At 42.4% G+C, this 22,922-nt stretch carries 21 protein-coding genes; 9 read left to right on the top strand and 12 right to left on the bottom strand.

Going from position 1 to position 22,922, the window contains the following annotated elements; genetic code table 11:
* Positions 1 to 9: 9 nt before the first annotated feature.
* From CXF65_RS04445 to CXF65_RS04430, 4 genes are all read right to left on the bottom strand, one after another.
* Positions 10 to 1,155, bottom strand: a complete 1,146-nt coding sequence (locus tag CXF65_RS04445) for a hypothetical protein (RefSeq protein WP_157824014.1) — start codon at positions 1,153 to 1,155, stop codon at positions 10 to 12.
* Between the two features lie 6 nt (positions 1,156 to 1,161).
* Positions 1,162 to 2,229: a hypothetical protein gene (locus CXF65_RS04440; protein WP_156915648.1), complete on the bottom strand. Its 1,068-nt coding sequence runs from the start codon at positions 2,227 to 2,229 to the stop codon at positions 1,162 to 1,164.
* A 125-nt stretch (positions 2,230 to 2,354) separates the two neighbouring features.
* The gene (locus CXF65_RS04435; RefSeq protein WP_025652566.1) at positions 2,355 to 3,245 is read right to left on the bottom strand and encodes a fructose bisphosphate aldolase; all 891 of its coding nucleotides are present in this window, start codon (positions 3,243 to 3,245) and stop codon (positions 2,355 to 2,357) included.
* 181 nt (positions 3,246 to 3,426) lie between these two features.
* Positions 3,427 to 4,275 carry a DMT family transporter gene (locus tag CXF65_RS04430; RefSeq protein ID WP_101211182.1) on the bottom strand — a complete coding sequence of 283 codons (849 nt, stop codon included), beginning with the start codon at positions 4,273 to 4,275 and terminating at the stop codon, positions 3,427 to 3,429.
* A 341-nt stretch (positions 4,276 to 4,616) separates the two neighbouring features.
* Between CXF65_RS04430 and CXF65_RS04425 the strand changes: the two genes are divergently transcribed.
* From CXF65_RS04425 to CXF65_RS04415, 3 genes are all read left to right on the top strand, one after another.
* Positions 4,617 to 6,530: an ABC transporter ATP-binding protein gene (locus tag CXF65_RS04425; protein ID WP_101211181.1), complete on the top strand. Its 1,914-nt coding sequence runs from the start codon at positions 4,617 to 4,619 to the stop codon at positions 6,528 to 6,530.
* A gap of 90 nt (positions 6,531 to 6,620) precedes the next feature.
* The gene (locus tag CXF65_RS04420) at positions 6,621 to 7,511 is read left to right on the top strand and encodes an alpha/beta fold hydrolase (RefSeq protein WP_101211180.1); all 891 of its coding nucleotides are present in this window, start codon (positions 6,621 to 6,623) and stop codon (positions 7,509 to 7,511) included.
* Positions 7,512 to 7,522: 11 nt separating this feature from the next.
* On the top strand, positions 7,523 to 8,140 hold the full coding sequence (locus tag CXF65_RS04415) for an alpha-ketoglutarate-dependent dioxygenase AlkB family protein (protein ID WP_101211179.1): 618 nt from the start codon (positions 7,523 to 7,525) through the stop codon (positions 8,138 to 8,140).
* Here the strand turns inward: CXF65_RS04415 and CXF65_RS04410 are convergent.
* From CXF65_RS04410 to CXF65_RS04400, 3 genes are all read right to left on the bottom strand, one after another.
* Positions 8,137 to 9,132, bottom strand: coding sequence for an NADP-dependent oxidoreductase (locus tag CXF65_RS04410; RefSeq protein ID WP_101211178.1), 996 nt, complete (start codon positions 9,130 to 9,132; stop codon positions 8,137 to 8,139). The two genes, CXF65_RS04415 and CXF65_RS04410, sit on opposite strands and share 4 nt — an antisense overlap.
* A 53-nt stretch (positions 9,133 to 9,185) precedes the next feature.
* A complete protein-coding gene (locus tag CXF65_RS04405; protein ID WP_101211177.1) occupies positions 9,186 to 9,944 on the bottom strand; it encodes an endonuclease/exonuclease/phosphatase family protein in 759 nt (252 codons plus the stop codon).
* Between the two features lie 296 nt (positions 9,945 to 10,240).
* Positions 10,241 to 11,353 (bottom strand): hypothetical protein, encoded by a 1,113-nt coding sequence (locus CXF65_RS04400; RefSeq protein ID WP_101211176.1) that lies wholly within the window; start codon positions 11,351 to 11,353, stop codon positions 10,241 to 10,243.
* 600 nt (positions 11,354 to 11,953) lie between these two features.
* Here CXF65_RS04400 and CXF65_RS04395 point away from each other — a divergent pair.
* The 6 genes from CXF65_RS04395 (at position 11,954) to CXF65_RS04370 (ending at position 17,691) form a co-directional block, all read left to right on the top strand.
* A complete protein-coding gene (locus CXF65_RS04395; RefSeq protein WP_101211175.1) occupies positions 11,954 to 14,161 on the top strand; it encodes a M3 family metallopeptidase in 2,208 nt (735 codons plus the stop codon).
* Positions 14,162 to 14,419, top strand: coding sequence for a YheV family putative metal-binding protein (locus CXF65_RS04390; protein ID WP_101211174.1), 258 nt, complete (start codon positions 14,162 to 14,164; stop codon positions 14,417 to 14,419).
* A gap of 145 nt (positions 14,420 to 14,564) precedes the next feature.
* Positions 14,565 to 15,134 (top strand): hypothetical protein, encoded by a 570-nt coding sequence (locus CXF65_RS04385; RefSeq protein ID WP_101211173.1) that lies wholly within the window; start codon positions 14,565 to 14,567, stop codon positions 15,132 to 15,134.
* Positions 15,135 to 15,162: 28 nt separating this feature from the next.
* Positions 15,163 to 15,786: a hypothetical protein gene (locus CXF65_RS04380; RefSeq protein WP_101211172.1), complete on the top strand. Its 624-nt coding sequence runs from the start codon at positions 15,163 to 15,165 to the stop codon at positions 15,784 to 15,786.
* 139 nt (positions 15,787 to 15,925) lie between these two features.
* On the top strand, positions 15,926 to 16,846 hold the full coding sequence (locus CXF65_RS04375) for a haloalkane dehalogenase (protein ID WP_101211171.1): 921 nt from the start codon (positions 15,926 to 15,928) through the stop codon (positions 16,844 to 16,846).
* Between the two features lie 200 nt (positions 16,847 to 17,046).
* Positions 17,047 to 17,691, top strand: coding sequence for a hypothetical protein (locus tag CXF65_RS04370; RefSeq protein ID WP_227523196.1), 645 nt, complete (start codon positions 17,047 to 17,049; stop codon positions 17,689 to 17,691).
* 583 nt (positions 17,692 to 18,274) lie between these two features.
* Here the strand turns inward: CXF65_RS04370 and pnp are convergent.
* The 5 genes from pnp to CXF65_RS04355 form a co-directional block, all read right to left on the bottom strand.
* The gene (gene pnp / locus CXF65_RS04365; RefSeq protein WP_101211170.1) at positions 18,275 to 20,395 is read right to left on the bottom strand and encodes a polyribonucleotide nucleotidyltransferase; all 2,121 of its coding nucleotides are present in this window, start codon (positions 20,393 to 20,395) and stop codon (positions 18,275 to 18,277) included.
* A 658-nt stretch (positions 20,396 to 21,053) separates the two neighbouring features.
* On the bottom strand, positions 21,054 to 21,320 hold the full coding sequence (rpsO, locus tag CXF65_RS04360; RefSeq protein WP_025652581.1) for a 30S ribosomal protein S15: 267 nt from the start codon (positions 21,318 to 21,320) through the stop codon (positions 21,054 to 21,056).
* Between the two features lie 405 nt (positions 21,321 to 21,725).
* A complete protein-coding gene (locus CXF65_RS15025; RefSeq protein ID WP_198015448.1) occupies positions 21,726 to 21,899 on the bottom strand; it encodes a hypothetical protein in 174 nt (57 codons plus the stop codon).
* Positions 21,900 to 22,074: 175 nt separating this feature from the next.
* Complete coding sequence (locus CXF65_RS14910) at positions 22,075 to 22,236, bottom strand: hypothetical protein (protein WP_156915649.1); 162 nt, start codon at positions 22,234 to 22,236, stop codon at positions 22,075 to 22,077.
* 74 nt (positions 22,237 to 22,310) lie between these two features.
* Positions 22,311 to 22,835, bottom strand: a complete 525-nt coding sequence (locus CXF65_RS04355) for a type 1 glutamine amidotransferase domain-containing protein (protein WP_025652582.1) — start codon at positions 22,833 to 22,835, stop codon at positions 22,311 to 22,313.
* Positions 22,836 to 22,922 lie beyond the last annotated feature (87 nt).

Here is a 22,922-nt window from a genome sequence, read left to right as displayed (position 1 = left end):
TCGCTAGGTTTAAGCTTTTTTTACGTTTATTTTTGAGTCTCGTGGAAAAACTCGTTTGAAGTAAGAGTCGCACAGTTTCATAATGAGTAAATAAAAAGGCAAAACCAGTGGATAGCCAAAGACAATAATAAAAATTGTATATCCATGATACCTGCTGGCATGCTCGCCTAGTAACCAGTCTATAAAGTAAATTTTATAGAAAACTATTATCAATACTATGAGAGGCACAATGAACACTCCCGACCAAAGGATTGCTTTTGCTTGTTTAGAGTGCTTTTTGTGACTCGAACGCAACGATCTATAATGCATAAAACCAAATAACATTATTGATACTAAAAACACTACTCTTCCATCTAAATCAATCAGCCATTGAGCCAAAGAACTTGGTGGCTGTCGGTAAGATATGTCTAAAACATCGTTAGGAATATGATCAAAGACCCACTTCGAATCAGCTTGTAGCGCTCCACCTAAAGGCTTACCAAGATTAGTCTTTAAGTATTGCGACTCATCAGCAATCTTTAGAGTAACGGTTAGATTACCAAAGCTTTTCCAAGTTTTGGCAGGTTTTAATGAATAGTTATAAATATACTGATTGGTCCAATTACTACGGTCTATTGTAGGATGAGCAGAATATTTAACATTAATGACATGATTGCCTTCGCTTAAGTTTATCTCAAAGTATTTAGCGTCATTATTGAACGGTACAGCCGTATCCGTTTCTGGATCATGATAAGCAGGCAATGATTTTGACTGACTTTCATAATCATAATTGATAAGTACTGGTACCGCTTGCCCATCGACTTCGACTATAAAGCTTTTGTCTGCATCATTACCTATGCTATCGAACACCTCAAAAACCAAAGGTATTCGATCGCCTTTTTTAGCGCTATAAATTTCGTAAGTGACATCATAGTCAGCTTGATTAAAACCTTCAGCAATATTGATATCTATGTTTTCAGACAATATATCGATATCTTTGCTTGAATATGCCGTACTGGCATTAGTACCGTCGATAATGGGAGACGCCATATTGGCATAGCTAAACATACTGTGGCTTAATAAAAGCAATCCTAAAATGGTCCTACGCATTAATATTCTCTCAAATGGCTCGTCAGCTAGCTGTTCGCGAATCACAAAGCTATTTACAGCCTTCAACTATAATTACTTTACTGTTTTAGTAACCGTCTGTTTAACCATCATAAAAACCACAAAACTAATTATCAAATAAATAGGTGTTATTACTATATAGCCTAACGGCAAAACCCATATAAAGAACAAATCGCGACTTTCTCCTGTTGCGCCTTGACCAATGATCATATCTGTCACCAGTAGATAGAGGTAATAAATTATCAGGCTAAGCAGAGGCACTAGAAAACCACCCACCAGCATGACTGTCCAAAGGGTTTCGGGCTGGGCTTGCTGTCTACGTTTCATCATACGTAAATGCAGTCCACCCAATACAAATAGCGCGAAACTTATAGTTATGAATGGCGAAACAGCCGTCAAAACTTTTGCCACAGGATTCAGAGGTGCTTGAATAATAAAATCAATCTCTTTCGCAAGATTATCGTTGAAATGCCATTGGTTATTAGAAGGTAAAGTATTCTTCGTGCCATCGATATCCATACTGATATAGTCTAAACCACCATTGAAATTTAGCTTAATAAATGACCCTTTAAACTGCTTATCATCACTGACGCTCTCATTCATCGGCACTAACGAATAAGAGTAAGTGCTTATCCCAGTCCAATCACTGCCATAATAATGCGGCTGGACGTCATAAGTAGCTGTAATAGTATGCAACCCTGACGACAAATCCAGGTTGATATACTTTGAATCTGCTCTGAATTGCTCTAAACCAGTATTGGTTGGCATATAGAAATCAGATGTCTCAAGCCCGTTATTATCTTCAGTAACCGTTACGACAGGCACTGATTGACCATCGACAGTAATTTCGAACTCATTACTTTGTCCAAATTCATCGAATACTTCAAAAACCAATGGGAATTGAAGCCCTTCACGATTGTTATACAGCTTATAGCTCACTGTATAACCAGCATTATTAGCATCATCTGTAATATCGATATTAACTGTCTCTGATATAACATCGATGGCATTATTAAAATAAGCAGCGCTTGCCCAAGTACCTGAATAGCCTACAGGCTCCATAGATTGACTAGAAACACTCCAACTTAATAAAAACAATCCTAAAGTAATAAAGCGAAACACAACCTCTCCAAAAACCATGAAAACAAACACAAGTTTAATAAATATCTACTGTGAATGCCATTAAAAAAATCCCAGCAAACCTAAAGTCAGCTGGGATTCAAAATCAATTATAAAGGTTGAAGGCTTTAAACCTTCGACGCCTCATAGATTTCTTCGATTGAGTTATTAATCGTTTCAGAAAATGCTTCATCACTTTGCTGCTTACTCAACCCTTCAGTAAAGGCACGGGAGAAACTGGCAATCATACCTGGGTTTTGCTTAAGCTTAGCACACGCAGCACTACGGCTGTAACCGCCCGACAATGCCACAACTTTTAGCACTTTTGGGTGATCAACCAGCTCTTGGTAAAAGCCTTCTTTCTCTGGCAAGGTCAGTTTCAGCATTACTTGATGACCATCGTCTAAAAAATCAAGATTGTGCAAAAGACTGGTTTTAAGTATCAGCTCACAGTCATGTTTTTTAGCGCTGTCAATATTCACTTCTGGCTCGACAATAGGCATGAAGCCTTTTGAAAGAATCTGCTTGGCCACATCAAACTGCTGCTGTACGACCAGCTCGATACCATCGACATTGGGCTCATAAATCACTGAGCGCATCTTAGTACCAAATACCGGATAGTTTTTGGCCTTGTCCAATAGTGCATCTAAATCAGGTATCGGGCGCATGACTTGCACACCATTCATTTGCTCAGCCAGACCTTTATCAACCTTAAGGAACGGTACGATGTTTTTATCTTCCCACAGATAGTTGGCCGTCGACTTACCCTCAACCTCACGCTCCATGGTATCTTCGAATAGAATTGCCCCAAGCACGCGCTCGCTATCAAAGGTTTCACAAGTGATGATACGGGCTCGCATCTCATGTACGAGATCGAACATGGTGTCATCATTGTCATAATCGTCGCTGCTCACGCCATAGTTTTCGAGTGCTTTTGGCGTACTGCCCCCACTTTGGTCAAGCGCTGCGATGAAGCCTGAACCATTCTTTATGCGTTGTAATTGCTTTTCGTATTCCATTGGGCGTGCATCCTATTTTTATTCGTTGAGGTCAAATGTCTCAAAGCAAAGCGCTTTTTGTCAGCTTATATCAGTCTTGCTATTTTTAGATAACCTTATCATAGGACGCCCGGCATGCCTATATCTGATAAGTTAACAATTTTATAAATCGCAACGATATGGATGAATTTAGGCGAAACGGTTATGCTAAAAATAGTACTGTCACACAACCAACCGCCAATAATAGCCCTATTATATTAATGCGATTGAGCCGCTCTTTAAATACGCCAACGCCTATGATGGTTGCCACCGCGATGACGCCCACGTTCATACCAGTAAAGACAATGCTTGGCGACTCAGACAATACTTGGTGCGCTCGTACATAAGCATAAATATTGCCCATATTCAGCGCACCTAATAGTAATCCTGCTCGTAAAGCACCTCCTTGCCAGCGCACCCGTGTGATCAGCAAATAAATAAACAGTAACAGCCCTGCCAGCCCAAAACTGACAAATAACGTCAGTGGAAAGGCAGACCCTTGCTTGGCCACTTGCTTGAATAGAATATCGATAATGCCATAGCCTGCCCAGACGACAAGTAACCAAAGCGGCGTTTGGCGAGCTTGTTTAGTTATGCCGCCCGCTTGAGGACGATACACCAAAGCACCTAGTGCCAAAAAGCCTAATACCAAACCAAATATACGCGTACCTGTCAGTACCTCACCGAATAATAAAAAGGCAGCAACGATAGGAATAATCAATGATAAACGCTGAGCGGCATCGGTTGCCACCATACCAACCGCAGCAATCGCGCGCCCAAGAATGATAAACACCGCAGGCAGTAGCACGCCAAGTGCTATGATAATCCCCCACGCGCTTCCTAACAGACTAAGTCCGCTGATGTCTGGCTTCAATAAAAACCATGTCAATAAAAAAGCCACTGGATAACCAGCGACGATAGTCTGGCGAATATCGATATCTCGTTGACGTAATATTTTCAAGAGTATTGAAACGGCGACACTGCATAGTACCGCGATGGTTAAATACAGCATGAACGTCTACCTTTTAAGTCGCAGTTTTATGTGTTTATTATTTATCCAAGGCGTGTCCTCATTTTTAAAATGGAGATAAAAATGAGATGAATAACAGCCAAATAGAAAATAAGCACTAGAATGTAACAAAATATTTTTTATACAGCAATGTATTTATGAGAGTTGAGCCAATCAGTAATAAACGAGTACAGCCGTTGATTGTCAATTTACAATTAGCATGCAGGCGTGATTACGAAGTTTTGTTAAAATAGCAGCATTTCCCATTCACCCAAATACACGTTTAAGATAATGTCTGCCAGCGTTTGTCTTAGCGTATTGCTATTGATGCTTTACCCTTGCCTATGAATGCTTTATTTCGATTTTTTGAAAACCGTCTACCGGCCTTTCCTGATACGCCTATGCCATTGCCCTCACCTCGCGAAGGGCTGATGAAGTTTTTGTGGGCATGTACCAAAGGCTTACGTATCTGGCTGCTATTCTTTATGATTTTGTCCGCAGGTATCGGTATCTATGAGGCGATGCTGTTTGCATGGATTGGCAACATTGTTGACTGGTTAGGGGTGTATACACCGCAAACACTATGGACTGAAAAAGGCGATACGCTCCTTTTGATGCTAGCGGTCATGCTCCTGAGCCCGTTTTGGATTGCCTTATCGTCGTTCATTCATTTTCAGTCGATTCAAGGTGTGTTCCCGATGCAGATGCGCTGGCGTTTTCATCAGCACATGCTTGGGCAGTCAATGCAGTTTTATCAAGATGAATTCTCTGGTCGTGTGTCAGCCAAGGTAATGCAAACGGCGCTGGCCGTACGCGATACGGTGATGACAGTCACTGACATGTTTATGTATGTCATTGTCTACTTTATTACGACTGGGGTTATCTTATTCAATTTAGACAGCTTATTGCTCATACCTTTTGTTATCTGGTTCGTACTGGTTGGCTTTACCTTACGTTTCTTTATTCCCAAGCTTAAACGGACCTCTATCATACAGGCTGATGCCCGCGCATTGATGGTTGGCCGTATCACTGATGCTTACGCCAATATCATGACGGTAAAGCTGTTCAGCCATTCGCGCCGTGAGCTGGGCTATGCCAAAAACGCCATGGGTCAGTTTTTAGGTACGGTTCATGCGCAGATGCGCTGGGTCAGTTATTTAGAGATATCCACCCATCTCATCAGTGTCATCTTAGTAAGTAGTACGGCTGGGATTGGTCTTTATTTATGGCAGCAAGGCGATATTGGCGTCGGTGCTATTGCCGCAGCAACGGCGATGGCATTACGACTCAATGGGTTGACGCAGTGGATTATGTGGCAAACTGCTAGCCTGTTTGAAAGCATCGGTACTGCCCAAGACGGTATGCGTACTTTGTCAGCACCGCAAACGATTGTGGATGTTTCAAATGCACCTGAGCTAAAAGTGACTGATGGTCACATTGTCTTTGACCATGTTGATTTCAGTTATGAAAGTGAAAATGGTGATAACGAAGGCGAGCGTATTGATGAAGTGAGTACTGCGGGAACGGCGATTGCCTCTTCACAAATCAAACTGCTCGATAACTTTCATTTAGATATCAAACCTGGGGAAAAGATTGGTTTGGTTGGACGCTCAGGTGCGGGTAAATCAACCTTAGTGAATTTATTATTGCGCTTCTTTGACGTTGATAAAGGTAAAATCTACATCGATGGACAAGCGATTGATGAAGTCACTCAAGAGTCTCTGCGTCAACAGATCGGTATGGTGACGCAAGATACCTCATTGCTCCATCGCACCGTTCGTGAAAACATCGCTTATGGTCGCCCTGATGCCAGCGATGCAGAAATCATCCGTGCCACCAAGCAAGCACAAGCATGGGAATTTATCAAAGATTTGTATGACGATAAAGGCAATACGGGTTTGGATACGCAAGTTGGTGAACGGGGCGTCAAACTCTCTGGCGGTCAGCGCCAGCGTATTGCCATCTCACGTGTTATGCTAAAAAATGCGCCGATCCTACTCTTGGATGAGGCGACCAGTGCGCTAGACTCTGAGATTGAGTTTGCCATTACCGAAAGCTTGAACGATATCATGACGGGCAAAACGGTGATTGCCATTGCTCATCGTCTCTCTACGATTGCCGCGCTTGACAGACTGGTAGTCATGGATAAAGGTCAAATCATTGAGCAAGGCAGTCACGAAGAGCTACTGGCATTGGATGGCGTCTATGCGGGGCTTTGGCAGCGTCAAAGCGGTGGTTTCTTAGGAGAAGAGAGCTAAAATTGGTACCACCTTAAATCTCACAATAAACTGTAGCTTGAAAACTAAACTTAAAATTGAAAAATGGTCATACAGGGAAGTACGAGTGTTATGGAACAATTTGCTAAAAGTATCACGCTAAATAAAAAACGCGCCCGTTACTACGATTTACACTCATTGGCTGAATCGACCCATGATAATGCTAAACGAGCCAAAGCGCATTTCTATGGCGGTAATGGTTTTACGGTCGGTAATTATCAGCCCTTATTAACCGAGCTGGCTGCTGGTTTTGATATCAGCGCGCTGGCGATGCGTGGCTATTGGTATGACAAGCCAAAAGCTCGGGTACTAACCCGTGAGCAAGATGCTGACCTGCTTATTAAGTTTTTAGAGCAAACGCAAGATAGTCCTGTTGTGGGCATAGGTCATTCGCAGGGCGCTACTGCGACGGCTATGGCAGCGGCCAAACGTCCTGATTTATTCTCTGCGTTGTACTTGATAGAGCCCGTCACTTTTACCAAATCACAGGCGCTGCTCTATAAGCTGATACCTCGCCGCGTTAAGATTAAGCGTCAACCTTTCAAAAGCGCGTTAACTAAGCAAAAATTTTGGGCAAATATTGATGAATTTTATGACAGCCTACGAGAAAAAAGCGCTTATCGACGCATCTCTGATGAGCACTTATACCTCTTTGCCGAGCAAAGCTTAGTAAAGCAAAACGATGGCCGTTATGCATTTATCTTCACTCCCGAGCAAGAGATAGCGAATTATTTTGGCATCCCTTATATCGACGGTGCATTAAAGAAGCTGGCGAAAACCAAAGTGCCTTACCAACTCATCATTGGCAAGCCGACTATTTTTATTAATGATAAAGTTCGTAATAATTGGCAAAAATTTGTGCCTACTGACCAGCTTAACATCATGCCTGAGAACGGACATTTATTACCTATAGAAGCACCGGAACAATGCGCCACTGTTATCTTACAGAATTTTAATCGTTAAGCTTTGAGCTTATGACTGATTTATTTACCCCTAGTCCCACTGACAATATACTACCCTATGATGGTCGGGCGAATGACTTGGGTATCGTCATTGATAATAGCCATGAGCTTTATGACATATTATTGAGTGAACTGCCTTGGCAGGCTGACATTGTTACGTTGTTTGGTAAGACCCACGTCACCACGCGCCAAATCGTTTGGATGGGTGGGGATAGCAGCAGCTATCATTACTCAGGACATGCCCGTCAAAGCATTTCATGGTCAGAAAACGTGTTTCACGTGAAACAACATGTTGAGCAACAGCTAGCAAATATTGGGATTACCGCTAATTTTAATTCTTGCCTGTTGAATTATTACCCCTCAGGTAGTGACGGTATGGGCTATCATGCTGATGACGAAAAAGAATTGGGCTATCAACCTATTATCGCTGCCTTATCGCTCGGTGCCACGCGCAAATTTGTTTTTAAACATAAAAAAACTCAAGATAAAGTCGAGCTTTATCTTGAGTCTGGTCAGCTTATCGTCATGCATGGCGATACACAAACCTACTGGAAGCACACTATTACCAAGACTAAAACGGTCAACACTGGACGCATTAGTCTCACGTTTCGACAGATGCTGCCAGATTAGTCTACTTTTAAAACTATCTTGCCAAAGGTATCGCCTTTTTGTAGCTCAGTATGCGCGGCAACGACCTCAGAGAGCGAATAGGTCTGCTGAATATGCAATTTAAGCTTGCCAGTCGCCAATTGTTCTAACACTCTCGCCATATCCTGCCCACTACGCTGGGCTTTATAACCTGCCACGTTTAGGCTTTTTTGACTGCCAGCATCGACGAGCTTATCAACCCAAATCGTTGGTAACACATTGACGCGTGCACCAGATTTGAGTACATCGAGTGCGCGTACCCCTGCGTCCCCACCGACCAAGTCTAGCAATACATCGGCTTGCAAATCAGGAAATGCCTCTTCTTTGGTATAGTCAATCCAGCCGGTCAGCTTGCTTTTATCTATCAAAGTATCAAGCTTGGTATACTTTTCTGCTGAGCAGATGACGGTGACGTTAATATTGTCCTCGTCGACCTTGTCCATTAATAACTGAATGACCAGCTGACCAACCCCACCAGCGGGCGCATTCATGACAACATGCTCGCCTTTTTTGATATCGGCGAACTCAACAAACTGTAGCGCCGTTTGGCCGACGCAAGGGAGCGCACCCGCCTGCTCTAATGTGACGCCTTCTGGCACTTTGGCGAGCAACTTGCCATCGACTGCTACGTATTCTGCATAGCAACCCCCATCAAAAGTCAGAGCGGCAACTTTATCACCAACGGCAAACTGCTCGTTATTGCTTTTGACGATAGTGCCGGCTACATCAAAACCTAAAATCGCTGGCTGATCATGATCAAACTTATCTTTTTGAATATTATCAGCGCCCCAACCTTTACCTTGGCGGGTTTTATAATCAACGGGGTTAATGCCGGAGTAGGCAACTTTTACTAAGACTTGCTCATCAGCCAAATCAGGAATGGCGACACCGTCCTCATAGTTCATGACCTCAGGTTCGCCAAACTCACGAATGAGTACCGCATGTTGAGTGGTTGGTATTTGAATATTAGACATGGTTTATCATCCTTGTATGCTGCTATTGTTTTATTTTTAGTAAATTCTCTGCGTTATGGCAACACCAGTTCCGCACTGATGGGCAAGTGATCGGATAGCGCTGACCACGGTTTGCCAGTGTGTACCCACGCATCTTTGACCCTTAAATTACGCACATAGATACGATCTAAGCTGAGCACGGGTAGCTTGGCCGGAAAAGTAGGTGACAGCTTACCATGACAATGCTTGAAAGCTTCGGTCATGCCGAGACTGGACGCCAGCTTATCACAAGACAGTTTTTTCCAATCGTTAAAGTCACCCGCTAAGATCAGCGGTTGATCAGGGGTAATCTCATTGCGCACATAATTGGCAATGGCCTCATACTGCTTAAGACGATCCCGCTCAAACAAATTTAAGTGCGCGCACAATACTACGACCGGTCTCTCCCAGCCTACTGGCTGCACCTCACAATGTAAGACCCCACGCTGCTCCAATTTATTTACCGTAATATTGACGTTATGTTTTGGATCTAACGGAAAGCGGCTGAGCACGGCATTACCATGATGACCGTTTTCATATTCTGAGTTTTTACCATAACTGTTTTGCAGCTGTAGATATTCGCCAAACCATTCATGCTGTGATTGATCAGGATATTCGTTGTATTGCATATTGCGCTTAAGATTCTGACCTTGTACCTCTTGCAAACACAGAACGTCCGAGCCTATACCCTCAAGCGCATGGGCAATACCTTGCATTTTTACTTGCCGATTCATAGGCGACATGCCTTTATGAATGTTATAGCTGGTTAGAACAAAAGAGCTTGTATTAGTCATAAATGTATCAGTCGTCGTGTAAAAAATGGGAGTCATGTTTAAAGTGGATGACGTTAAAATGACAGTAACTTTAAAAGGGCGTTTACTCACCGTTTAATTTATAGTGGTTTAATTTAGAATCATAGTCAACAGCAGGCAAGTACAGCTTGATGATTGAAATTACTAACCATAAAACCTGATAGCCATTTAGTCAAAAAAGCATTGATTCGTATCGAACCAATGCTCTCATCTTATACCGATACGCTACCAATGGCTACTTCATAAGTACATGTCATTAGCAGCCAATATGACTAAAATTAGTAACGGGTCACCAGAGCAATCGGTTGGTCTTCGCCCATGATGTCTTGCGGCATAAACACAGCCTCACCGCCATTGTGAATCACGTGCTCAATGATTTCGCCAATCGCATCATCCGTGACACCTTCTGCAGCAGCATCATTAGCGATGCTTAAAGTCTGTGCTTTTTCGTCAATCTTGGCAGATTGTATATAACCACGGCGCACATAGAGGGTCTCGCCCGCTCCTTGGAAGGCGCTGCGATAGACTTCTTGTAAGTCAGTCTGCAACATATTGGCACCGCGAGCTTTATCAATTTCACCCATGGCCGCCTGGTGTAATGAAGTACGGTACTCTTCTACCGCCTCTTGTACACAATCGACGATATGCTGGGCGCTACCATCTTCTAGATTGGTGGCGTTTGATACCGTGGCAATGATGTTTTCTGGACGGTCACATACTTCTTTATAATAGCCGATATTTTTTGCGTCACCGACGATGACAAGAGGCATTTTATGCTCGCCCCACAGCTCTTGTACGCTCTTATCCACTTGGTTAAAGAACTCTTTTAAATGACTGCTTTCGTTACTTGCAGAACGGTCAGAGCCACCGTCACTGGTTGTATACAGACCGTTATTCTCGATAGGAAAGGCAATGCTTTCCATATTGTTTTGCACGTCATCATCTTTATCAAGCTCTCTAACAACGCGATCATTAGATGCTTCAATCAAGCGGGAACTATCACGGGTCAGCACCACTGTATAGTAATGTACCGCGCTTGCCATATCGCGAACCAAATCACGGGTAGCAAATCTGTTTGAAATGACCACGCGTTCGGTCGTATCAATCGGCATACGAATCACTTGTACGTCATCAACGCTGGCAAATATCGCTAAAGTATCAAGGTTATAATTATGGTTTAGCTCATTAGTTTTGGCGTGAATGTTGTCCAAAATAGTCGTTGCTGTGCGCTTATCGTACTCTTTGGTGAGACGCTCTTCGGCAACTTTTAACTGATTTTTAAGGGCGATAGGATCTTTGTCATTATCAGGATGTTCGCGGTGAGTTTTAACAAAAATACTGACCGCAGGATTAGCCTTGGTTTCGCGTAAACTTTTGAGAGTCGCTTTCATAAATATTGCTCCTTGTTTTATTATTAGTTATTGATCTTATGAGTAGAAATACTTTTATATGAATTATCAAAATTCAATGAGTTTTACGGTAATAATTAATACAGAACCTCAGCATTCCTTGATCAAGTTCTTTTTATAAATTTCTTATCCAACTTTTATCTTTTTCTAGCTAAGGGTTTGGTTTATCCTTCTTTAGAAAGAAGTACCACTACGATGCTACCAACTTAATCTCACGTGCTATAGGGCTGATTTGAAAGCAAATGATGACACTTTGTAAGCAGAGCAATCTATATTGTATGTGAGATTTGATATCTGTAGTTAAACGCTAGGTTTACTAGCAAAGTAAACATTGATTGTATTGTGGATGATGTATTATGAGTGAAGCGGGTTGTATTCTCGCGGCATAATACCCATCATTTAGATAACCCTTTAGATAGAATTTATAGAATAAAATAATTTTTATAAGATGAATCAGTCGATTTGCAACCAATAGATATTGTCAGAAAATTCACCCCATATAAAACTGTCTATATAAGAACAACCTCACATTAACAACCATTGATACTCTTTATCTATTAATTACTCATACCGGATACTTTTATGACTACCCTTTCTCCAGATTTACACCTTGTCGATTTTGACAACGTTTCTTCAAGTGCACTACAAAGCCAAGTCATGAGCGCTATTGATGATGCCAATGCCTTTTTGGATACGCTGTCAGCAACGACGCAAAATGATACTAATGCGGCTGATATCACTGCTGAGCAAGCTCTGAGTGATGTGATGAACTTTGATCATATCAATCTGGCTTTGGATCGCAGTTGGGGCATTTTGTCACACCTCAATAGCGTGATGAGCAATGATGAGATTCGCCATGTTCATCATGAGCTGTTGCCTAAGCTGTCTGCTTATGGCACTCGTGTAGGGCAGCATCAGCCATTATTTAACCGCTACCAAGCCATTGTGAATGACAAGACGTTCTTTGCCGCGCTTGAGCCTGCCCGCGCTCGTGCTATTGAATTGGCGCTTAGAAGCTTTGAGATGTCAGGCGTGGCGCTACCTAAAGCTGAGCAAGAACAATTTGCAGCTATTCAAAGTGAGCTGTCAACACTGTCGGCGACCTTTTCAGACCATATATTAGACGCGACGCAAGCCTATGCATTGCCATTAGAGTCAGCGCAATTGGCGGGCTTGACAGACAGTGGGCTGGGCCTATTGGCCGATGCAGGTGAGCAATATAAAACCCGCGAACTTGCCAGCGGTGCCCTCACCCAAGCGGATATCGATACTTTGCCGACGCCTTACTATGTGGCAAGTTTAAATATTCCTGTTTACCTTGCCATTATGACTCATGCGGACGATCGCAGTCTGCGTGAGACGCTGTATCGCGCTTATGTCACCCGCGCCTCTGAATTTGATGAGCACACCGATAGCAAAGGCGCATCGCTGAATAATGCCGATATCATGGGTCAAATCCTACAATTACGTGAGCAAAAAGCCAAGCTATTAGGTTTTGATAATTATGCAGAAGTTTCGCTATCGACCAAAATGGCAGATAGCGTAACGGAAGTTGAAACCTTCTTACGCGATTTGGCCACGCAAGCGACCCCAACCGCTAAGCAGGATTTAGCACAATTACAAAAATATGCACGAGATTATGGTATTGATGATTTGCAGCCATGGGACAGTGCCTATATCGCTGAAAAAGTAAAACAAAGCGAATTTAGTTTATCGCAAGAAGAGATACGTCCATACTTCCCATTACCAAAAGTCATTAACGGCTTATTTGCCATCGTTGAGCGTTTATACGGTATCAAAGTCCAAGAGCAAAATAGTGATAAGGCAGACAGTGAAAGCACATCCGTATCGCGCTGGCACGACGATGTAAGCTTCTACCAACTGTTCGATGCTGACGATAACTTGCTTGGTGGCTTTTATTTTGACTTATTTGCCCGCAGTGGTAAGCGCGGCGGTGCTTGGATGAGTGGTTTTCAGTCGCGTTATACTTATGATGAGCAAGACCATCAACAGCTACCGGTTTGCTTTATGGTCGGTAACTTCACGCCTGCCCTCGATGGCAAACCGAGCTTATTGACTCATGATGAAGTGCTGACCTTGTTCCATGAGTTTGGTCATGGGCTACATCATCTCTTAACCCAAGTAACAGTGGGCGATGTCGCTGGCGTCAATGGTGTCGAGTGGGATGCGGTCGAGCTGCCGAGCCAATTTATGGAAAACTGGGCGTGGGATGCCGAAGGGATTGCGCTGATTAGTAGCCATGTCGAGACTGGTGAGCCGCTGCCTAAAGATAAGCTCGCAGCATTATTGGCAGCGAAGAACTTCCAAAGCGGCATGCAAACCTTGCGTCAAATCGAGTTCGCGCTTTTTGATTTATTAATTCATGCACAGACGCCAGCGCTTGATTATAACGGTATCTTAGCAACATTAAATACCGTGCGTAGCGACATTGCTATCATGCAAACGCCTGACTATAACCGCTTTGCCAATGGTTTTAGCCATATCTTTGCGGGAGGCTATGCGGCAGGTTATTACTCTTATAAATGGGCGGAGCTGCTCTCTGCAGACGCTTTTAGTAAGTTTGAAGAAGAGGGTATTTTTAACCCTGTCACTGGTAAAGCTTTCCGCGAGAGTATCTTGTCGGTTGGTGGTAGTTTTCCCGCCAAGACTAACTTTGAAAACTTCCGTGGTCGCAGTGCCAGCATCGATGCCTTATTGCGTCACAGTGGCTTTAGCGATGTTAAAAATATCGATGCCGCCAATGCTAAAAGCAATCGCGAGGTGATTTAAATGCGTTATCAATCGTCACGTCCAAAGCGGCGTTTTTTAGCGGGTGTTCGCTGTCCGAAATGTCAGGCGCTGGATGCGGTGGTACAAGTAAATATCGTCCTGCCAGAACCTGATGAGTATATCGAATGTACCCAGTGCGGACATACAGAGCATCGCCCTGACCCTGATGCCATCAGTGCCAAAAACCATGCGGAAGACCAGCTCGCTCGTGATGCGATGTCTACAGGTACCAGTGGTACGGTAAAGTTTAAAACTTAAGCAAACAAATAATAGTCATATCTAAAAGCTTTTAAGTGCTTTATCATTTAACAGTATTTTAAGCCTATCTAGCAATAGATAGGCTTTTTATTTTGAGTTTGCTATAGTATGACTACTTATATCTTTGACATAAATTGACCGTAGTATGAAAAATAAAAAACAGCATCCTTTATTAAGCAAACGTGCAAAAGCGAAAGCCGCTAAATCACGTCGTAAAATCTGGATGGCGATTATATTAGTATTACTATTTATTATTATCGGCTATTTAGTTTGGGCACAATCTGTGCCTGAAACAAGTAAAACTGATAGCAGCTCACCGTCAATCCCTGAGCAAACAGGACTTGAGCCGTCCGCTACTATGCCAGTAGAAAACGTCCTCAGTGAGGCCAATAGTGATGACGCTATACAGAATGAAAATGCTGTCATTGATCAAAATTCTGACGATGCTGATACGCGCACTGACTCGACCATTCAAGTGCCGAAGCCCACTGCTATCTTAAACGCCCCTTTACCAAAAACCGATAGCTTGGCCAAAGAAGAGATTGATCGCTTAGCAGATGAGAGTAAACGCTTTGCTGCCCAAGAAAAACTGGCGGCTGAGCAATTGGCAATGAATAAAAAGCTGACTGAGATGAAGGAAGAGCAAATTGCGCTGATTGAACAACAAATCGCCCAATTAGAAGCAGAAAACGCCGGACAGACTAAAGTAGAATGAATACATAATTTTTTTAAAGGGGCTGACTATGGCGAATTTACAATTGACGCACGCCCCTATTTTAAATAGCAGTGCCCAGCTGCTTATCTTACCGGTTAATACTGCTGGTACACTACTCGACCCTATTCTTACTCGAGCTAAAACGTTATTCCCTGATAACTATCAACGTTATTATCGCGCGTGTCGTGACGGTAGTTTAAGTGCTGGTAGCTGTTTATTGCATAAGCGTACACGTGAGCAGGCTGGCCTTGGCATCAGCAGTAATGGCAATCAACCCAGTTATATTGCCAACCTTGTTATCTCAGATCATCCTTATCATCCGACACGCACACGCTGGCTTACTGACGCTCTAATCGACTTACATCACCAGCTTATCCCCCTTGTTCGCTATCATGGTATCCGCAGAGCTGCCCTACTCGCTCGCCCACTTATCGATAATCGGCTACGTAGTAATATGAGTAATTCATCTAACGAACCTTTATCTAAGAACTTTTCAGTTGGTAGCTTGTCCTTCAATGAACCCAACGTCGCAAACTCACTGCCATTAGACTGGTATCTCGATATCTTGCCTTTACTGAGGCAGCAACTACAAGATCTACCTAAGCTACGTATTGACGTGCATGTGCCTAAGAGCATTGATATCGTAAGCTAATTGGCGATTTGTAGAGTGTGTTTATAGGACGCCATAGTACTCAAAAGATATGCAACAGATAGTGGCGTCAGTGCTATGCTAAATTGGCATCGGCTGTTTGCAAATGCACGATTATTTATCATCAGGATAAGGATACCCTATGAAAACGTTTAGAACCCCCGATTCATACTTTGCCAACCTACTCGATTACGATTTTTCGCCGAACTATCTCATGGTTGATGATGGTGAAGGCGCTGAACTGCGCGTACATTACCTCGATGAAGGTCCAAAAGACGCTGAGACTATACTTTTGCTACATGGTGAGCCTTCGTGGTGTTATCTTTATCGCAAAATGATACCGATATTGACCGCCGCAGGATATCGCGTTATTGCTCCAGACCTACCTGGTTTTGGACGCTCGGACAAGCCAGCGGCACGTACTGACTATACTTACCAGCGCCATGTCGACTGGATGCAATCGCTGCTTGATCAATTAGACTTAACAAACATCACGCTTTTTTGTCAAGATTGGGGCGGCCTAATCGGTCTGCGCTTAGTCGCCGATAATCCCGAAAAATTTTCTCGAGTAGCAGCTGGCAATACTATGTTGCCCACTGGGGATCATAATCCCGGAGAGAGCTTTCGCCAGTGGCAGCAATTCTCACAGGACGCCCCGCAGTTTCATGTCGGAGGCATCATTAAGAGCGGCACCACTACCGAGCTATCGCAGGCGGTTATCGATGCGTACAACGCCCCTTTCCCTGATGAGTCATACAAAGAAGGCGCTAGACAGTTTCCGCTTCTTGTCCCCACCACGCCCGATGATCCTGCCTCAGAGTATAATCGGGCGGCTTGGGGTAAGCTCAGCCAATGGACGAAGCCATTTATTACGATGTTCAGTGATTCTGATCCTGTCACGGCTGGTGGCGATCGAATCATGCAAAAGCTGATACCGGGAACGAAAGGTCAAAACCATACCACAGTTAATAACGCTGGTCATTTTTTGCAAGAAGATCAAGGGGGAAAAGTAGCAGAGCTGCTGGTTGAGTTTATTGCTGATAACCCTCTCAGCAATTATTAATAAAATTTGGTATTTTCTTCGTTATCGCCTACAACATTAGTGTGACTATTTAAGCGTTTATAACATGACATGTGTTTTCCTGTAGACATTAAACAGTAGATTTATATCCGTATATTGATTAAAAAATAGCCTTGGCTTAGTATTTATGAGTGTCTACTACAAATACTTTTTACTCAAAATACAAATAGGGATAATAAATCATGTCAAACAATGATGCAAAAAATAGTAATGCTGGAAATAAGAAAAACCCTACAGGCAACAAAGCCGTTACTGGCGTAGAAGTGGTCAAAGATGATACCGTGGTATTTGAGGACGGCGACTTTGAAGAGTACAACACTGAGCATGACTACGAAGAAGGTACAGAGAACAGTGCTGCTAAAAAGAACAAGTCAGAGAAATCAAGTAAGAATAAAGATTCTGAAAAAGAGCAGAAATCTGACAAAAAAGACAAGGCTAGCAGCGCTGATAAAGAGTCTAAGTCAAATGAAGACGATGAAACGGTTAAAGACGGCAAGTCCAGCAAAAAAGATAAAGCTAGTAAAAAAGACGGCGCTGACCAAGAGGATAAATCTGGCATTACTATGGCAGGTATTTACCAATGGGCCTCAAAACTCAAAGATGACTTTACCTCTGACGCTAGTGGGATGACTCACGATGTCTCTGAAAAAGCGACGGCTATGATGCTTGGTAAACTGTTGAATGCGGTAGATCTTGAATTAGCGGCCTTTGATAAGAGCTTAGACGTCGCCAAAAATCTAGTCGCGACGGCTGAAGAGAGACGCAAAAAGATCGCTGCAAAGAAAGAGAAATACCAAGGTATGATCGATGAGTTAGATCAGGAGTAATTACTCTGGCTAATTAGCCAGTTAGGGCGTGTCCTCATTTCAAAAATGGTCATAAAAATGAAATAAATTGTCGTTAAACAAGGAAAATAGCGCAAATAATATCGAGATATTAATCAGCTATTTGACGATGTTTGGCAAAATTTAGCTATTTTTAGGCCATTTAGATACAAGCGCTTGAATTGAAGATACGCCCTAGTCTAGAATTTTATTAATCCAATGTTGAACGTCTACTATAAGCGTTTGGCGTTGGATTTTTTATTGTCCGTTGCTTAGGTATGATTTTATTAAAAGGCAATGTCATTAAATGTAGCGAGTAAAGAGCAGTATCGATATATCACGCACTGCTGATAGACATTTTTCTTGCTCGCTGTGGCTGCGCAGACAGAGACTACAAAAAACTGATATCAGCAATACCGTCGCGCTTTTAGGATATTTTGACTATAGATTGGATAGAGATAGCAATATTCAACCTGACACAAATGGAAATGATTATTTAATAATTATTTAGCCACAAAAAAAACCGCTCTGAATAAATCAGAGCGGTTTTCAAAATTGTACTAAGCGACATCAACCAAAAAAATACTTATTCAGCAGTTGAGGTTGAACCCTGCTCAACGCCTTTCATAGTCAACTTGATGCGACCACGGTTATCGACGTCTTGTACGAGTACCTTAACGGTTTGACCTTCTTTTAGATAGTCAGAGACATTCTCTACACGCTCTTCTGCGATTTGCGAGATATGTACGAGGCCATCAGTGTTTGGCAAGACGTTAACGAACGCGCCAAAATCAACGATACGAGCAACGGTACCTTCGTAAGTTTTACCGACTTCAACTTCAGCAGTCAATGCTTCGATTTTACCGATAGCGGCTTTGGTTGCTGCTTTGTTTTCACCAAAGATACGAATCGTACCACCATCATCGATATCGATAACGGCACCAGTTTCTTCAGTTAGCTGACGAATCATCGCGCCGCCTTTACCGATGACGTCACGGATTTTGTCCGGATTGATTTCGATAACCGCATAGTTAGGGGCATGGGCGTTAATTTCAGTACGGCTCTCTGGCAATACTTTATTCATCGCGTCTAGGATATGGATACGACCGGCATGGGCTTGCTTTAGCGCTTGCTCCATGATGTCAGGAGTAATCCCTTCGATTTTGATATCCATCTGAAGCGCAGTGATACCGTCTTTAGAACCAGCCACTTTAAAGTCCATATCGCCAAGATGATCTTCATCACCTAAGATATCTGACAATACAGCGAAACGCTCGCCTTCTTTTACGAGACCCATCGCGATACCAGCAACTGGTGCTTTAATCGGTACGCCTGCATCCATTAATGCCAAGCTGGCACCACAGACAGAGGCCATAGAAGAAGAACCGTTTGATTCAGTAATTTCTGATACCACACGGATGACGTACGGGAAGCGTTCGCTGTCCGGTAGCATCGCTTGTACACCGCGGCGTGCTAGACGACCATGACCAATTTCACGACGTTTTGGAATACCTTCACGACCCGTTTCACCAACAGAGAAATGCGGGAAGTTATAATGCAGCATGAAATGATCACGGATAGTGCCCGCTAATGAGTCAATCATATTGACATCACGGCTGTTACCTAAAGTCGTAGTAACCAATGCTTGGGTCTCACCGCGAGTAAATAGCGCTGAACCATGCGTGTATGGTAGTACGCCAACTTGCACGTCAAGCGCACGAACGGTCTCAAGGTCACGACCATCAATACGTGGCTTACCTGACAAGATATTGTCACGAACCGTACGATATTTAAGATCGTTATAGATTTCTTTTAATTCAGAAACGGTATCAGCATAATTTTCAGATTCCGCATCACCAGCAAGCGCATCGATAATGGATTGCTTAATGTCATCAAGCTTAGTATAACGCTCTTGCTTATCAGTAATGGTATAAGCATCAGCCACTTGCTCGCCGAACTGCTCTTTCATGCTAGTCTCTAACGCTGCATCACGTACAGGGGCGACGTACTGCTGCTTAGCCGTACCGATTTCTTCCGCCATAGAAGCGATGTTATCAATAACGATTTGTTGTTGCTCATGACCGTATAATACCGCGCCTAGCATCTGATCTTCAGACAGCTCTGCCGCTTCAGATTCAACCATTAGTACCGCAGATTTAGTACCAGCAACTACTAAATCCAGATCACTTTCTTTGAGTTGTTCAAGCGTTGGGTTTAGTACGTACTCACCATTGATAAAGCCAACACGGGCCGCAGCGACAGGGCCATTGAATGGCGCATCAGAGATCGCCAATGCGGCTGAAGCACCAATGAGGGCTGCAATATCGGCAGATTGAGTCTTATCTGATGAGATAACCGTTGCGGTAATTTGAATTTCGTTGACATAACCTTCAGGGAATAGCGGACGAATCGGACGATCAATCAAGCGTGACGTTAACGTTTCATTTTCGCTTGCACGACCTTCGCGTTTGCCATAAGCGCCTGGAATTTTACCAGCAGCATACATTTTTTCTTGATAGTTCACGGTCAATGGAAAGAAGTTTTGACCTTCTTTAGGGTCAGACTTTACCACTGCTGCTACTAGTACGGTAACGCCGCCCATGTGAACCAAAATAGAGTTTGCTTGACGTGCTACGCGACCAGTTTCGATAACAACCTGCTGGTTGCCGTACTGGAATTCACGCTTAATAGTGTTAAACATTGTCATATAATCTTCCTAATGTTGACTGACGAAAATAACATCAACGTTATAAACACGCTGATATCTGTCATTAAAATTCTTTTTATCTAGCTACTGATCAACAAGTCTTTTTTCTACAAGTATTATTGCTCAGGCTGATAGTGTCACCTACTTATCTTACGCATTTGTCTATAGTAGACATCGTACTATTACATATTTTTAGTTGTTCAAATTCGGTTTTTTGCCCATACGGCTAAAGCTTGTGCCCAGTAGAAACCATACATATATGGTATTCACTATCTCTTTACTGCTCTACTGTGACGAATAGTAGCAATGCTATAAAGCTCACAAGACATTATTTTACAGTGATTTATAGGCATTGACCAATTAATTGCAAAACAGAGCCATTGTCTATAAATCGCCCTGAATGATGGCCTATATTAGATATTAAATTAACGGTTATTTTTGCAAAATATGGTAGCGTTATATCATCTAAACACTCGAGCGCGATCATCCATACTAACAAGCATAAAAAAACGGCGTGAAACTATTCCACACCGTTTTAGAGAAAATCTATTTTATCGATAGCAACAAGCAAGTTCCAAGCGGTTTAGCAAAAAATCTGAAATAGCGCCATAAGATGGCATCTGTTATTTTAGCGACCACTCGTACTATTGTCGTTAAATTAACGACGTAGACCTAACTGGCTAATAAGGGTGGTATAACGACCAAGATCTTTACCTTTTAGGTAATCAAGCAATTTACGGCGCGTGTTAACCATACGGATAAGACCGCGACGGCTATGATGGTCAGCTTTGTGCGCTTTAAAATGGTTCTGCAAATCGTTGATACGTGCGCTCAACAAAGCTACTTGAACTTCTGGAGAACCAGTATCGTTTTCGCCGCGCTGGTACTGAGAAATGATTTGTTCACGATCGGTATTAGTTAGCATAAATATCTCCGGCAATGCTAAAAGCTCCAAGATGTACTCAAATTAAGCCATCTTACAAGCAATAGAATAGTAAATAAAGTAACTTGTGCGCCATTCAGGACAACCCTGCATTACTAGAGTTGACCTAGTGTACGACAAGCCCAATGTATGATAAAACCATTTAAAAATAAGCCAGATATCAGCAAAAATTCACTCAACTCATTAATCTGCTTCGAGCAGTGAGCTAAATAATCGGCTTAATCTAAAAGCATTATTAAATGTGACGGCAATTATAACAAAAAACTGCTGAACTAGCAGCAGTTTTTCATAATAGTTTTATGCCGATAGAATTCATCGATTCAGAAATCTTATATAACAGCTATGATTTTGCAAGATCCTGATAAATTGTTAGAAAAGTCTAATGACTTACTTTTTCACGTCATCTTCGTTTGCATTTCCACCTAGCTCGTCATCAGCAAGAGGGGCTGTAGTGGCTTCTGCTAAGCTATCAGGGCTAGCATCTTCGCTAGGGTTGATATCTTCTGCTAGCTTTTCAATCTCTTGTTCTTGTGAATCCATGTTTTTTGATGAATTACTCATAATGACTCCTAGATTAGCATTTTCATTAAGTGAACTCTTTACCGCACCGTTCATACTTATTAGCATTCAAAATTATGAATATTCGAATCAATGCGTAAAGACTCAACGAAATAATGTTTATATAAAATAATGCTTACATTAAATAGCGTAGACCGCTACATAACGCAGAGCCTTTTTATTTATCTTTTTTTGCATTCTCTAAATTATCAGCGATGCGATCAGCGGCCGCTTCTGATTCTTCGGTATGGTTGTTTTCAGTTTGGCTCTTCAGGGCAGCTGTTGCTGACTCAGCACGTTGTTGCTCAAGTTCAGCATCATTTGGGTTAGAGTTAGACATAATATTTTCCTTAATTGTAATTATAAATAGTTGAGAATTTTTAATTTTTCATCTTTGAATAAATGAAGCAAAATTTAAGACAATGCTTTATCGATAGCATCGACAAAGTTACTGATATCGTCTGGATTACGCGAAGTAATTAAATTGCCATCGACTTGTACAGTCTTGTCGACGTACGTCGCACCAGCATTTTCTAGATCGGTTTGCAGCGTATGATAGGCTGTTAGTGTTTTGCCTTTAGCAATGCCCGTGTTGATAAGCGCCCAAGGAGCGTGGCATATCACAGCTAATGGTTTACCTGCATCATTGATAGCATTGATAATATCATGGGCTTCTTTATTACCGCGAATGGTATCCGCATTGACCGTACCACCTGGTAATACCAATGCATCATAATCGGAAACATTTGCATCTTTTACGAAGATATCAGCAGTAAAGGTATCACCTTTATTTACATCTTGCTGCATAGCTTGCACTTCTTTATCTTCATTAGTAGTGATCAGAAGGGTCTTGTAACCTTTGTCTTTCAGCTGGTTATTAACGTCTTCGTATTCTGCTTGCTCAAAATTATTGTGTAGTAAAAAAGCGATCGTTTTCATAATATTTCCTTTTCTGTCTATACTTGTTTCTGTTTATTTACATTTGAGTTTTTATAATCGAATTTATTATTGCGCGATAATTTTTGT

Source organism: Psychrobacter sp. Sarcosine-3u-12 (genome assembly GCF_002836005.1).
GTDB classification, from domain to species: Bacteria; Pseudomonadota; Gammaproteobacteria; order Pseudomonadales; family Moraxellaceae; genus Psychrobacter; species Psychrobacter okhotskensis.
Note: the sequence above shows the minus strand (reverse complement) of the source record. Positions and strands in the feature narration are given on the sequence as shown.